Raw genomic sequence first — 14,862 nt, 5'->3', positions numbered from 1 at the left:
TCAATATCTTGTAAATAGCAGGCTTCTGCCTTCTAGTTATAGATTTTTCATGTCCCATCGCAATTTTTGGGTTATAAATGCAATCGCTATCTAACCAAACTTGAAAAGCGATGGCCTTGCGAACACCATCATTCAACTTCAGAAGAACTGGATTGTCTGACAACCAAAATCGATGTCAAATATTAGTAAAAATATAAAGAAATACAAAGAAATATAAAGAAAAATTATTAGCATTTGTAGTATATAATAACAAATTTAAAACCATGTTACTATTAAATTATTGAGAAATATTTTTGGTCAAGTGACTATAGAGATGCCTCTCCAAATCTAAATCTCTACATTCTGCGAATTGGGAGATATTCTATGTCAGTTTATATTGGTAATTTATCCCATGAAATTGAAGATGAGGATATCAGACAAGTCTTTTTAATGTATGGGTCTGTTAAAAGGATACTAGTATCTACAAACCAAAAATCAGGCGATCGCAGAGGATTTGCCGTTGTAGAAATGGACACAGATACCGAAGAAGTAGCAGCAATTAATGGATTAAGAGGTAATGAATGGATGCCTTATAGCCTAAAAGTTAATAGAGCTAAGGCCATCGTAGACGTAGCTTAAGTGTGTCTTAGTGTATAGATTAAGCTTAAGTATTTCAATTCTTGTTGTGGTTACATAGAAACCAAAAGAAGGTGAAAAAACCCCAACAAATATAATGGTTTAGCTCAATAATTGTAGCAGTGAGTAGAAATTGAAAATTAAAGCGTTGGATGTCAAAGCTGGCGATCGCATTCTTGCATACTGTAAGAACAAACGCCAAATCTGTAAGGTGAAACAAATTTTAGATCTAGATCGAACTAATATCACACTTTCAGTATTCACAACTGAACATTACCGCGGTTGCTTAGTCTCATGCGTAATCAGGTTTCAGGGGGACGCTTTAATTGAATTAGTCAGCTAATATTATTTTTTCCCATCTTCACCTAAAAGTAGATTTCTATGTAATAATAAGAGGTGAGAATTAATTCGGTTAACAGCTTTTGTTTTTAGTATTGACAGGCTTTTTGTTTTTGGTATTTACAAACTTTTCTCCGAAATCTAAATCTCTACACATTTACAATTTCGGAGACAATCTATGTCAGTTTATGTAGGCAATCTTTCTTACGAGGTTACAGAAGATAGTCTAAATGCTGTGTTTGCAGAATATGGTTCTGTAAAGCGCGTTCAGTTACCTACTGACCGTGAAACAGGTCGTGTACGCGGCTTTGGTTTTGTGGAAATGGGTTCAGATGCAGAAGAAAATGCTGCTATTGAAGCTCTTGATGGAGCCGAGTGGATGGGACGAGGCTTAAAAGTAAATAAAGCCAAGCCCAAGGAAGATAGAGGAGGTTCATTTGGTGGTGGCAACCGTGGCAATTACGGTGGACGCAACCGTTACTAAGCTTCACTAATTTAGCTATTTGAACTAACAAGTTAGTTTAATTCATTAACTTGATGTATTAGCGGCTCAGGCACTTTTGCTTGAGCCTTTTTGCTACACAATTTTGGCTCCAAGAGAAGAGCAAGCATTTTTTCATTTACAACACAAAGAAGAAGCCTATTATCAATGAAACTTTTTGGCTCACTTTGTAGGTAAAATCTTGAATATTCGTTGGCTATAATGTCGCGAAAATTATTTTTTTGAAATTTTAGTTTAATAGGTGAGGAATTCAAAAATGTCTACTAACACTGATTTAGTTTCTTATATTCAAGAAAGTGGATTTCAGACTCTTTTAACTGAAGAAAAAGTTATTGTAGTTGACTTTACCGCTACTTGGTGTGGCCCTTGTCGCCTAATCGCCCCGTTAATGGAGCAACTCGCCCAAGAATACAAAGGTCGCGCCAAAGTCGTGAAAGTAGACGTGGATAACAACAAACCGCTGTTCAAAAAATTTGGTCTTCGCAGTATTCCAGCAGTTTTAATTTTCAAAGATGCTGAGTTAGTAAAAACTATCGTAGGAGTTTCTCCTTACGAGCAATTCAGCAGTGCTGTTTCTAAACTTTTTTAGCTTCTTTTTGCAGTGATTCTTAGTTCTCCTATTCTTTTGGGAGGTACTAAACCTTCAAAAGGCAGGAGGAACCAACGTTTTAAAACGTGGGACTTAGGCTGTAGACACTTTGTATCTCGCGCTACGGGTCTCGATACAATTCATCTTTTAAACTGGGCTTTATACCCAGCAACTTTAGTCCCTGCCCCTTGCCCCCTGTCTCCTGCCTCCTGCAATTAGAAGCTTCTAAAATCCAAAATTATTTAACGCCTCAGCAATTACGCAGAAACTAAACGACGTAAGGATTCAGCACGGCGTTTAGCAATAGAGTTATTGGGAGCAAATTTGAGTGCTTCCTCATAAGTTTGTAATGCTTGAGTATTTAATTTTTTCTTCTCATAGGCGTGACCGAGATTATTCAACGCTGTCACATAATCTGGTTTAAATTTGAGAGCTTCTTTATACTGACGAATTGCTAGGTCATATTGCTCTTGAATAAAGTAAGCATAACCTAGTCCATTGTAAATAGGAGCAGTATTTTCTTCTCCCTCTTCTTGAGCAGTTTTCAGAGCTTTTTGGAATAATGCGATCGCCTGGGAATATAATTTTTTTTCAGAATAAATACTCCCTAATTCGTAATATTCTTGAGTCGTGCCCTTTTCTTTCTCTAATTTCTTCCGTAACTTAGAAAAAGAGCTTTCAATCTTGCGAGTTTTGAAAATTTGGCGAAATACACCCACAACTGTAAATGTGAGCAAACCTACCAAAATTGAGAGATAAATTACGGCTAGATTATTATCCATTGCCTGCAAATACAAATATTAAAAGTTGCTTCTGTATCTATATTGTCCTTTGTTCTATGTCATTTGTCCTTTGTAAATACTAATGACCAATGACTAATGACTAACTTATGGTAAACCCCAATATTTAAGGCGTTGTTCGAGCCAACCTTCTGCTATGTAACGAGCGATCGCTTCATTGACTCGTCGTCTTAATTCATCGTACTGCAATCCTTTGGGCATCACCACAGACAAGGGTTCAGTTGATAGCTTGGTTGCTAATAATCGATATTGCGGATATTGTTGCACCCAACCGCTCAGAACGCTAGCATCTGCGGCAAAGGCGACGACGGAATTGTTCTCTATTTGCTCTCGCGCTTCTTGGTAAGAATTCACTCCTACTAACTCAGCGTTTGGCAAATAGTACCGTACTCTGGCAATTGTACTGGAGTTATTGAGTACGGCAATTTTTTGTTTTGCCAAATCCTTTAACTGCTCTACAGAAGCATCTTTTGTAATTAATACAGTGCTATCTAAGTAGTAGGGAACGCTTAAATTAACTACGCGGGCCCGTGAAGCAGTTGCCGTTACCCTAGCGATCGCTAAATCAACTTTCTTGTCTACAACTACAGACAAGCGATCGCGATTCGCTACGGGTTGAAATTTGACAGCATCTTTTTTACCTAGCAAGTCAATTGCCAATTGCTGTGCCAAGTCGATTTCTAAGCCTTGCAAATTGCTGCTATCGTCTTTGAATGCCAAAGGACGCAAGTTATCTTTAACTGCAACAGTTATATAACCCCGTCGCTGTATTTCTGGGATTTCGGCAGCAGAAGCGATTAATCTTGTGCCGACACAAAAGCAGCAAATCAGAATAATAGTAGCGGATAATACCAGATGTAACCGAGTAATTTCTTGCCATCTGTTACATCGGTTATTCATCCGTTACCACCTTATCTTTTAGCTTGATTGGCTAATTCAGCAACTTTGCCGAAGCTTGCAGGATCGAGTACTGCGAGTTGCGCCAACATCTTGCGATTTAGTTGGACATCAGCTTTTTTCAAATTTCCGATCAACTGGCTGTAGCTCAAGCCGTGTAGCCTTGCAGCAGCGTTGATGCGCGTAATCCAGAGGCGACGAAAATCGCGCTTTTTCTTTTTGCGATCGCGGTAGGCACTCCGTAGCGCCTTCATTACTTGTTGGTTGGCAGTTCTAAACAAAGTCGAGTGGGAACCGCGAAAACCTTTAGCTAGTTTGAGAATTTTATTGCGGCGTTTGCGAGCTACGTTACCGCGTTTTACCCGTGTCATAACTTAATTCCTGAAGGACTTACAAATATGGGAGCATCAAGCGCACGTTATCTTCATCGCGTTCGTGTACAAGTGTTGTCTTGGACAGGTTACGCTTTTTGTTGGAAGTTTTGTGTTCTAAAAGGTGGTTTTTGAAAGCTTTGCGACGGACGATTTTGCCGCTGCCGGTGGCACGGAATCGCTTTGCTGCTGCTTTACGAGTCTTGAGTTTAGGCATTGTCTAGCTTTAATTCGACACAATCCCTCATTATATACTAATAAAATAGCTTGAATATAAATTATTTTGAGGATTTAAACAACCACTCCAGCTGTTGACAGCAGATTAAAGTTCTTATTTGTGAGTCTCTTTTAAAGCATTCGTCTAGGGCATAATCTCAGCAAAATCAGTATTTTCCCCAGCTTTAAACTTAAAACATTTTTTATACTACTAATACGTACAGACGCGATTAATCCCGTCTGTACCTACTTTCTTCAAACTAGAACTTACGTACTCAGATCCCCCAGTCCCCGATAAATTTAGGACTTACGCACTGTACAAATTAATCATGGTGTGCATTTATATGCATAGGTAGTTTCAGGCTTTTATTAATCATTCTTTGATGGTAAATAAACCCTGGGTGTAGGGGCACTGCTGTGCCCTACGAAAGAATGTGGTTTTTCAAACATCCATATTTGGTATTTTCTGGCAATGTATAAGTCCTAAAATAATATTCCTTACCTGAGTTTGATTTTTGAAAAAGTTCCGTAAACCTCTCATGGGAAAATCGCTGTAATCAGCATATATTGTGGGCATCATAATCCAAGCAGAATACACAAACTAGCAGCCAGAAAATTTTTTGGCAGCTAGTTTTTCATTGATATACACCTACAGTATCGGCTGATGGCAGATAGTTTTAGACGTTATTTCTTTATTTATCAATATACTTTTACTAAGTATATTTTGGGTTACTTACAGATTCAATTGGGAGTCATATTGAGCGTAGGTATTTGGGCATTATGTGAAGTTAAGTTACAAGCAGCCCAACTACATGAAAATACCAACTCTCTCTTATCTTCCCCATTAAATACAAATCAGTATTACTTAGAACTTTCAAAACCTTTGCCGTATCGATTTTTGATTGCGGCACCTGAAAACTTCAATCCCGATTTGCGACTACCGCCACCCCCACCAAAGCCGAAACCCCCAGAGAATTCAAGCCCTCCAACAACTTCCACCGAACCAGCAACGCCAAATGCAGTTTTAGAAAGTATTGATACGAACTATCGTTACAACACAGACAACTTTGGGCAAACAAATTTATTCATTGAGCCAACGCTTCAGTTTCGATTGAGAAATGGCAATAAAATTTTTTTTAAGACAGGTTTTAATTTCTTCGAGCAACGCGGTGTTGAATCAGTTAGCAATTTTCCATTGCAAGTTGGATGGCAGGGGAAAATTGGACAAGTCACGCTACAAACAGCAGCCGGAGTTGATGTGTTCGACCGTTTACCGGCAGCTATAAATCTCAATGCTAAGGTGGAAGTTCCGATTTTGCCAGCGCGAGTTTCGCCATCAGGGCAACTGCGATCGCTATTAGTATTATCAGGTAATTTAGAACAAGGACCTTATAAATCCAATGCCCGAACTTTAGAAAACGAAATTAGTAGTTGGCGATTTGGGCCGGATTTATTCTGGCAAATAGATCGAAACACCAGTTTGTTTTCTTCTTTACGTTTGGGTAACTACAACGATGGTAATTCTGAAGTACAAACTTTTAGTAGGTTAGAGCGGAAATTAGGGCAATTTTCTTTAGCAGCTAACTTATTTACTTGGAGTTACGATCGCGATTTAGAAGGCACGAGTGGCTATTTTTCACCACCAGATTTCCTAGTTTACAACGCTGAATTAGCTTGGGAAGGAGATATTGCTAAATTCTTACGCTGTCGCCTAGCTGCCAACTTGGGACGACAGCGACTTAAAGGTGAATTCGATAATGCCAATACCTATCAAACACGCTGTACAGTAAAGCTATCACCGAATATTGAAGCAGACTTGGGCTATAGCTTCAGTAATGTCCGCAATCAAGATACAGGAGAAAGCGCTTACGGAGGAAACTCTTTTACAGGACAATTGCGTGTCAAATTTTGAGAAGTCAGAATTCAGAAGTCAGAATTCAGAACTCAGAATTCAGAAGTCAGAATTCAGAATAAATATAAAATTACGTGTGCTATAGATTTTTGATTTTTTCATCTTCTTCAAATTATAAAATTTGACTATCAAAGTTTTTTAACTCCTAGCTCCAAACTCCTAACTCCTAACTCTTAACTCCTAACTCCCAACTTCTAACTACTGAATTCTGAATTCTGAATTCTGACTCCTGAATGATGAAAGCACCATTACCTGAGAACGAAAGACACCGAATTGAATCTCTTTTACAATATAGAATCCTCGATACTCCTTCGGAAGCTGCTTTTGACGACCTAACTCGTCTAGCTTCATATATTTGTGGAACTCCTATTGCTTTAATCAGTTTAGTCGATCGCGATCGCCAGTGGTTCAAGTCAAAAGTTGGCTTGGATGCCATACAAACTCCCAGAGATCTGGCTTTCTGCGCCCATGCAATTCTCCAACCTGAGGTTTTTGTTGTTCCTGATGCCACAAATGACGAAAGGTTCGCCACAAACCCCCTAGTTACCTCCGATCCTCACGTGCAGTTTTATGCTGGTGTGCCATTGACAAATGCCGAAGGATATGCATTAGGAACGCTTTGTGTAATTGACCGCGTACCCAGAAACCTCTCTCCAGAACAAATTGAAGCATTACGAATGCTAGGCCGCCAAGTAATCAAGCAACTAGAAATGCGGCGCACCTTAGCAAGTTTGGTTTTGGCGAGTGATAAACGCAAACAAGCACAGAAGGTACGCAAACAATTTTTAACAAGAATTGCCCAAGGATTTGGGTTGGCGTTGGCTATTTTAGTCCTGATTGCTACGCTCTCATATCAAAGTTCTGAAGTGTTGATTAATACGAGTAAAAGTTTGCTCAACACTCAAGTGACAATTAATAGTTTGCAAGAACTTCTTTCTCATATTAAAGATGCTGAAACGGGACAACGCGGATATATACTTACTCGCAACGATGCGTATTTAGAACCATATCAAACAGCAGTTGTCAAAGTTACTCCAGAAATTCAGCAATTAAGAAAATTAACAGCCAGCGATCCTCAACAAGTCAGACAACTCGACATTCTTGAACCGCTGATAGTAGCAAAAGTGAATGAACTCAAAAAAACTATCGACTTGCGCCAGCGTCAAGGATTAGATGCTGCATTAGAGGTTATCAAAACAGACGAAGGAAATTACCTCATGAATGATATTCGCAATATCATTCTTCAAATGGAAAACGAGGAACAACAACAGCTTCAGCAGGATTTAAAACTAACTAAAACCAGTGTTAGCAATACGATTTTGATGCAGGCGATCGCTATTTGCTTAAGTTTCCTGATTCTGGCTATAGTTTACTACTTTATTTATCGTGAGGGTAGGGAACGTAAATTCACAGAAGAGACGCTGAACAAAGAACGCAATTTTATTTCAGCAGTTCTTGATACAGCTACTGCTTTAGTAATAGTTCTCGACCCACAAGGGCAAATTGTTCGCTTCAATCAAGCTTGCGAGCAAACAACTGGTTACTCATTTGATGAAGTCAGAGGTAGGCATTTCTGGAACCTATTTCTACTTCCAGAACAAGTAGAGCCGGTGAAAGCAGTTTTTGAACAACTGCGGACTAGTGAAGGCTCAAAACAATACGAAAGTTATTGGATTATCAAAGGTGGTAGTCGGCGGTTAATTACATGGACTAACACTATTTTGCAAGACTATGAAGGCCGCGTTGAATACATTGTTGCCACGGGTATTGATATTACCGACCGCAAACGAGCAGAACAGCATCTCAAAACCCAATATGCTACAACCCGTGTCTTAGCAGAGTCTACTACCATCAAGGAAGCCATGCAGCAAATATTACAAGGTATCTGCGAAAGTTTGGGATGGACTTTGAGTGAAATTTGGATGGTAGATCGGCAAGTGAATATACTAGCTTTGTTCGATAACTGGTATAAAACATCATTAGAAATGCAGGAATTTGAACTAGTAAGTCGGCAGACTACGTTTGCGCCAGGAATGGGGCTGCCTGGTCGTGTTTGGGCTAGCGGTCAACCTGTTTGGATTACTGATGTCGCTAAAGATCGCGATTTTGTGCGCTTGAAAATCGCTGCCAAAGCCGAATTGCACGGAGCTTTCGGTTTTCCGATTCGTGATAGTAAAAAAATCCTTGGTGTGATTACTTGCTTTAGCCATGAAATCCAGCAACCCGACTCAGATTTGACAAAAGTCATGAATTCCATTGGCGAGCAAGTCGGGCAGTTTATTGAGCGCAAACAGGCAGAAGAAGAACTGCAACGCCAAAACTTGCGATCGCAATTATTTACTGAAATTACCTTAAAGATTCGCCAGTCTTTGCAAATTAAAGAAATTCTCCAAATTGCTGTTACGGAAGTACAAAAAATTCTCCATAGCGATCGAGTCTTAATTTATCAGCCTTTGCCGGATGGATCTAGAAGTACCATCGTCGAAGCAGTAGTTTCTGGCTGGTTGACAATCAAAGAGAAAAAGCTCACAGAAAGTTACTTTCGAGGAGAATATTTACAACAGTATTATCTACAACAGTATCGTCAAAAACAAAATTTGGGGCTTCTAGATTTAGATCTGGGTGAAGTCCAAAAAAATCACATAGAATTACTCCAACAATTTGGAGTCAAATCTCATTTAGTTGTGCCCATTCTTGCCAAAGAAGAACTCTGCGGTTTGCTGATTGTTCATCAGTGCGGTAGTTCTCGTCAATGGTCTAGTTTTGAAACTCATCTTTTGCGCCAAATAGCCGATCAAGTAGGTATCGCCTTAGCCCAAGCTCATATGTTAGATGCAGAAACTCAGCAGCGACGAGAACTCGAAGTTGCGCGTCACGAAGCTGAATTAGCTTCTAAAACCAAAAGCGCTTTTTTAGCCAACATGAGCCACGAAATCCGTACCCCCATGAACGCTGTATTGGGGATGACTGGTTTAATGTTAGAAACTCCCCTCAATGCAGAGCAACGGGATTTTATCGAAACAATTCGTATTAGTGGAGATGCGTTGTTAAGCCTAATTAACGAAATTTTGGATTTGTCCAAACTTGAGGCTGGGGAAATGGTATTGGAAACTTTAGATTTTGACTTATCTACCTGTGTGGAAGAGGTGTTGGAATTATTGGCACCCACAGCCCATAAAAAAGGATTAGAAATTGCAGCCTTAATTTATCCCAACGTCCCCATCTATCTGCAAGGTGATGCTGGTCGTTTGCGGCAAATTCTGATGAATTTAATTAGCAACGCCATCAAATTCACCAGCAGTGGAGAGGTGATAGTAAGAGTAGAAGTGCGATCGCAAACTTTCAATACAGCTACTATTAATTTTGGCATTACAGATACCGGTCTTGGCATTAATTCTGAAGACCAATGCAAACTGTTTACCCCATTTACCCAAGTAGACGCTTCCACCACCCGCAAGTATGGCGGTACGGGTTTGGGATTAGCCATCTGCAAACAACTAGTGACCTTGATGGGAGGAGAAATTGGCGTAGAAAGTTCGGTAGGCAAAGGTTCTAAGTTTTGGTTTGAAATAACTTTCCCCAAGCAACTTCATCCTATTTCTTCAAAACACGATCCCAGTGTTCTAATTAATCGGCGCTTATTAGTAGTTGATGATAACCCTACAAATCGTAAAATCATCCAGTATCAAGCCACTCGCTGGGGGATGGTAGTAGATCGAGCTGCTTCCGCTACTATTGCCCTCAAAGCTATTCAAGAAGCTGCCAAGCACAAAAGTTTGTATGACATTGTTGTGATTGATATGCAGATGCCAGAAATAGATGGCATGACTTTGGGAGAGCAAATTAAAGCAGATCCAGCGATCGCACATTTACCTTTGGTTATGCTTACCTCTACTAATCAACGCGATGAAATCCAACGAGCGCTAAAAATCGGATTTGCCGCTTATTTAGTTAAACCTGTTAAGCCGTCTCGACTTTTTGATGCGATCGTCACTATTTTAGAAACAAAAGAAGAAGACACCGGGACGCGAAAAATGCCAGATGCAGAGAATTTTTTTAGTACATTCCCCGTGTCCCCTTGGCCTCGTGTAGTTGAATCTCCTCTCCCAACTTCTAACTTTCCTAAATTAAGAATTCTCCTCGCAGAGGATAATTTAGTAAATCAGAAAGTAGCTTTAAAACAACTACAAAGTCTTGGCTACAGTGCTGATGTTGCCGGTAATGGTCAAGAAGTTTTACAGCTATTAGAAAAAATTCCCTACGATTTAATTTTGATGGACTGCCAAATGCCAGTTCTTGATGGTTTAGAAACTACAAAAGAAATTCATCGTTGGCAAGAAAATAACTTTGCAAGTGGTCATCGTCCTGTGGTGATTGCGATGACAGCTAATGCCATGAAAGAAGACCAACAAATGTGTATAGATGCAGGTATGGATGACTATTTGAGCAAGCCAGTAATAAAGGAAAAATTAGCCGCAGCTTTAGACCGTTGGTCAATGCTAATATTGCCAAGACAAACTTTTGACTGCGAAGAGAAGATAGCGACAACAAATGTTGGTTTAGTAGAGCTACCAATTGATTGGGAACGCTTGCATCAACTTTCAGAAAATAATCCAGAATTTGAAATAGAATTACTGCAAATATTTGTGGAAGATATTCAAGCTCGGATAGAGATCGTAAAAATTGCGATCGCTGCTTTCGACTTCGACCAACTTGCACGCGAAGCCCATCAAATTAAAGGCGCTAGTGCCAATATGGGAATTACAACTATGCATCACGCAGCAGAAAAATTAGAACAACTAGCTCATAACCAAGAACGTCGAGGTACTAATAACTTAATCTCAGAGTTAGAAGAGTTTGTTAAACGCATCCAAGAGTTTTTAGCCAATAATCAATAATCATTGGGCACTTGTACTAAGCCTTCGCCTAGGGTCTGGTAGAGAAACCGAAGTATGGAACATTAGCAAAAGGCTAATGACTAATAACTAATGACTAATGGGAATAATAAATTTAATGTCCTCAAAATAAGTTCTGAGGTTTTGCTAATGAATCAGATGAGTAGAGATGATGTAAGAGAACGGCTAGGTAATATCGATCAGATCCGCGATATTATTTTTGGTACACAGCTAAGAGACTATGAAAATAGATTTAGTAAGCTAGAGTCCGATATTTCTTTGTTGCAACAACAAACGCGATCGCATATTGAGCAACTCAAGTCCAATTTTTCAGCCGAACTCAAAGCAGGGTTTGAGACGGTGGAAAAAAAGCTGAAGTCAGTCAACATTACAACTCAAGAAGAAACTTTTGATTTACGCCAACAAGTAGATCGATTCAATAAAAAATTCTCTAGCAGCGTTCAGTCTCTTGATGATGCCTTAGATAGCCAAACTACCTCTATTCGGGATGAAATCTTTCAAACTAAAGTCCAATTACAAGATGATGTTACCGCATTACGGGATCTAATTTTAGAAGAAATAGATCGCCGTTTTTCACAGTTGACAAACACCAAGGTTTCTAAAGACGATATGGCTGAAACTTTGTTTGCCTTAGGAATGCGTCTGAAAGAAACTGAATTCATTCCCCAGTTGCGAGAAGCAGCGGATGAACGTAGCAACGATTATACTGCTGTACCGCTTTTAGAGACTACAAAGTTGTCAAAAGTGTTAACTCAGTCCAACGGTACGGCAGAATTACATTCTTAATCACAGTAGGAAATGAGGGGGATGGGTGATGGGGAAGTAGGGGAAAAGGTTAAAGGGAAAAGGGAAAAGGAATAAATTTTATCTTTCCCCTTTTCCCCTTACCCTTTTCCCATGCCCTGTTTGCCCCATACCCAATGACCCACTTTGCACTTTTAAAGATGAGATTTACTGATATGACTCAGGTGGAAAATTCGATTTCTCAATCTGTTGAATTAAAAGAAGAAGAAGCTGTACAGCTTGACAATTTAGTGCATTTACTCGTCGAACTCAAAATTATCGAATCACCTGAGCGATCTTTTTCTTTGTCACCATTAGAAACTAATAATACTCATGAATTTTGTATAGAAGAAGGTGAATTTTTACAACTTACTCCAGTTCCATTGGAAGTATGTGAAGCTTATTTAGAGTCTAATTTTAATTCTCTTACCAATGTAGCTATTTCACCGCAAATTATTGAAGAGGAGTTAGAAAAATCTCTTGAAACATATATCGATTTTGAGGAAATTACAAATAATTCCGAAGATGCATTCCAAAAATTGCAGCAAATATTGATTGGAGATGAATTAGAAGAATTAAAAATAATTCTCAAAATATTAGAAGAAAAAATTATTAATTTAGAACATCAAATCTACGAACCACAAAAGTTAATAAAATTACTATTGCCATCGATTTCTGAGCTTTTAAAACTGAAAATTGCAGATTCAAAAGAAGAAATTATAGAGATAATTGCTCCTATTATCGATCGCACTATTCGTAGCCGTACCGAACAGGATAGAACTAGTATCAGTGAGGCGATCGCGCCTGCTGTTCCTTTAGCAATTTCGCAGCAGGTGATTGTTGCACCGCAGGAAGTTTCAGATGCGATCGCTCCAGCAATGGGACGAGCTATTAAAAAGCAAATTGAAATTGAACAAAATATTGTTGTAGATGCACTCTACCCAATTATTGGCAGTACCATAGCCAAATATATGGCAGAGACAATCCGTGCCATTAACCGACAAGTCGAAGAAACCCTCAGTGTTGAAGGAATTAAACGTAAAATTCGTGCCAAATTACAGGGAGTTTCTGAAGCAGAATTAATTCTTAAAGAAGCTTTGCCATTTGAAATTCAAGCTATTTTCTTAATTCATAAAGCATCTGGTTTAATCATCTCAAATATTCAGCGCTCTGATGCCCAACAGCTTGAAGCTGAAATGGTAGCAGGTATGCTGACTGCAATTCGCAGCTTTGCCAATGATTGCATCAATCAATCTGGAAGTATAACTGAATTAGATACAATTGCATACGGGACATCAAAAATAATTTTAGAAGTTGCAGGCTACTGTTATTTAGCTCTTGTAATTCAAGGAGAACCAAGCAAAAATTTTCTCAATAAAATGCGACAGACATTCAGCAAAATAGTTAAAAAATATGGCGATTTAATTGAAAAATTTGATGGAGATTTAGAAACTATTCCTAGTGAAGTTCATATATTAATAAAAAAACTTCAAGATTTCAATATTCAGAATAAAAATCAAAAAAAGCGATTTTCACCGTTACTAATCTTCAGTTTAACAATTATTAGCAGTATTTTTATTACTTTCGGTTTTTGGCAATACCGTAGCGGAGTGATACGTTCAATTGAAAACCAAACTTTGCTAGCTCTAGCTTCTACTCCCGAATTAGCCGTATATCGGTTAACAGTGCAGGTAGAACACAATAAATTAAAATTAACTGGACAATTACCTAATCAACTTCTTCGCCAGAAAGCTGAACAAATCGTCAAACTAACCTCTCCTAATTGGTTGATTGATAATCAAATTTTGTTAGTTGAAGTACCAGCAGATCCTGTATTAGCTGCTGCTGAAGTTATACGAGTCACAGAAGTTTTAAATCAAACAGAAGGTATAACTATTTCTAGTCAATATATTGCTGGTAAAGTATCTGTCGAAGGTACCGTTAACCGTATTGAAGATGCTCGAACTATTACTCGTGCATTCGAGCAAATTCCAGGTGTAAAATCTGTTTCTAGCGCAGTGCGAATAGAACCTCTACAGATTGAAGTACGATTTTACTTTCAACCCGACTCAGCAAGTCTAATGAAAGCTGATTTAGAACAAAAAGTTAAACAAGTCAAACTTTTTCTCAATCAACACCCAAATCAGCATTTAAAAATCATTGGTTATAGTTATGAGCCTAGTAGTCAAAACACATCTCAAAAATTGGCATTTCTGCGAGCAAAAGCTGTACAACAAGCATTGATTAAATTAGGTATCGAACCATCTCGTCTACAGATTATTGGCAGAACGAATTTACCGCCAGGAATTGATGTCACTCACCCCTTATGGTTGAGCCGCTGTGTCGTTATAGAACCGATAAACAAATTTAAGTTTTAACTAACTGTGATTATCAACTATGTGTACAATTTCTAGAAAAATCTGCTTATTTGGTGATTTTGGTGTTGGCAAAACTAGCCTAATTCGTCAATTTGTTGAATCTAAATTCAGTGATGAATATCTTTCAACTGTAGGAGTAAAAATTTCTCGTAAATTCGTGAATTTTTATAATAAAAGCCTAGCAAATGAGCAAAATTTACAACTGTTAATTTGGGATATTGAAGGTAGTAACAAATTTAAGACAGTTGCTCAAAATTATTTCCAAGGTTCTAAAGGTGCTGTAATTGTTGGTGATGTAACACAACCAGAAACCCTGAATCATCTCCAGGAGCATATTCAGACTTTTTTAGCTGTTAATCCTCAAAGCTATATTGTTGTTGCACTGAACAAATCAGATATGATAGCGCCAGAATATTTAGAGAACATCCGTAAAATTTATCAATTCAGTAATCAAGCTCATATATTAGACACTTATATAACTTCTGCTAAAACTGGCAATAATGTTAATGAAATATTTCAAACTTTAGCCACTCATTTAATTTAA

12 protein-coding genes are annotated in these 14,862 nt (G+C 38.5%); 8 read left to right on the top strand and 4 right to left on the bottom strand.

Features of this window, described 5'->3' with window-relative positions; genetic code table 11:
- Positions 1–363: 363 nt before the first annotated feature.
- From NSTC745_RS23110 to trxA, 3 genes are all read left to right on the top strand, one after another.
- Positions 364–618, top strand: a complete 255-nt coding sequence (locus tag NSTC745_RS23110) for an RNA recognition motif domain-containing protein (protein WP_445633044.1) — start codon at positions 364–366, stop codon at positions 616–618.
- Positions 619–1,132: 514 nt separating this feature from the next.
- Positions 1,133–1,438: an RNA recognition motif domain-containing protein gene (locus NSTC745_RS23105; RefSeq protein WP_445633043.1), complete on the top strand. Its 306-nt coding sequence runs from the start codon at positions 1,133–1,135 to the stop codon at positions 1,436–1,438.
- Between the two features lie 274 nt (positions 1,439–1,712).
- Positions 1,713–2,045 carry a thioredoxin gene (trxA, locus tag NSTC745_RS23100; RefSeq protein ID WP_445633042.1) on the top strand — a complete coding sequence of 111 codons (333 nt, stop codon included), beginning with the start codon at positions 1,713–1,715 and terminating at the stop codon, positions 2,043–2,045.
- 257 nt (positions 2,046–2,302) lie between these two features.
- Here trxA and NSTC745_RS23095 read toward each other — a convergent pair whose 3' ends face one another.
- The 4 genes from NSTC745_RS23095 to rpmI all read right to left on the bottom strand — a co-directional run bounded on the left by NSTC745_RS23095 (position 2,303) and on the right by rpmI (position 4,330).
- A complete protein-coding gene (locus tag NSTC745_RS23095) occupies positions 2,303–2,827 on the bottom strand; it encodes a tetratricopeptide repeat protein (RefSeq protein ID WP_445633041.1) in 525 nt (174 codons plus the stop codon).
- A 105-nt stretch (positions 2,828–2,932) separates the two neighbouring features.
- Complete coding sequence (locus NSTC745_RS23090; protein WP_445633040.1) at positions 2,933–3,745, bottom strand: transporter substrate-binding domain-containing protein; 813 nt, start codon at positions 3,743–3,745, stop codon at positions 2,933–2,935.
- An 11-nt stretch (positions 3,746–3,756) separates the two neighbouring features.
- A complete protein-coding gene (rplT, locus tag NSTC745_RS23085) occupies positions 3,757–4,113 on the bottom strand; it encodes a 50S ribosomal protein L20 (RefSeq protein ID WP_096541725.1) in 357 nt (118 codons plus the stop codon).
- 19 nt (positions 4,114–4,132) lie between these two features.
- On the bottom strand, positions 4,133–4,330 hold the full coding sequence (rpmI, locus tag NSTC745_RS23080; protein WP_190957215.1) for a 50S ribosomal protein L35: 198 nt from the start codon (positions 4,328–4,330) through the stop codon (positions 4,133–4,135).
- Positions 4,331–4,993: 663 nt separating this feature from the next.
- Here rpmI and NSTC745_RS23075 point away from each other — a divergent pair.
- The 5 genes from NSTC745_RS23075 to NSTC745_RS23055 all read left to right on the top strand — a co-directional run bounded on the left by NSTC745_RS23075 (position 4,994) and on the right by NSTC745_RS23055 (position 14,862).
- Complete coding sequence (locus tag NSTC745_RS23075; RefSeq protein WP_445633039.1) at positions 4,994–6,241, top strand: hypothetical protein; 1,248 nt, start codon at positions 4,994–4,996, stop codon at positions 6,239–6,241.
- Between the two features lie 236 nt (positions 6,242–6,477).
- Positions 6,478–11,139 (top strand): response regulator, encoded by a 4,662-nt coding sequence (locus NSTC745_RS23070; RefSeq protein WP_445638668.1) that lies wholly within the window; start codon positions 6,478–6,480, stop codon positions 11,137–11,139.
- Between the two features lie 147 nt (positions 11,140–11,286).
- Positions 11,287–11,943, top strand: a complete 657-nt coding sequence (locus tag NSTC745_RS23065; protein WP_445633038.1) for a hypothetical protein — start codon at positions 11,287–11,289, stop codon at positions 11,941–11,943.
- Positions 11,944–12,116: 173 nt separating this feature from the next.
- Positions 12,117–14,318: a BON domain-containing protein gene (locus NSTC745_RS23060; protein WP_445633037.1), complete on the top strand. Its 2,202-nt coding sequence runs from the start codon at positions 12,117–12,119 to the stop codon at positions 14,316–14,318.
- Between the two features lie 19 nt (positions 14,319–14,337).
- Complete coding sequence (locus tag NSTC745_RS23055) at positions 14,338–14,862, top strand: Rab family GTPase (protein WP_445633036.1); 525 nt, start codon at positions 14,338–14,340, stop codon at positions 14,860–14,862.

This window comes from Nostoc sp. DSM 114161 (genome assembly GCF_052692665.1).
The sequence above is the reverse complement of the archived record's forward strand: the minus strand, read 5'-3'. Positions and strand labels throughout refer to the sequence as shown.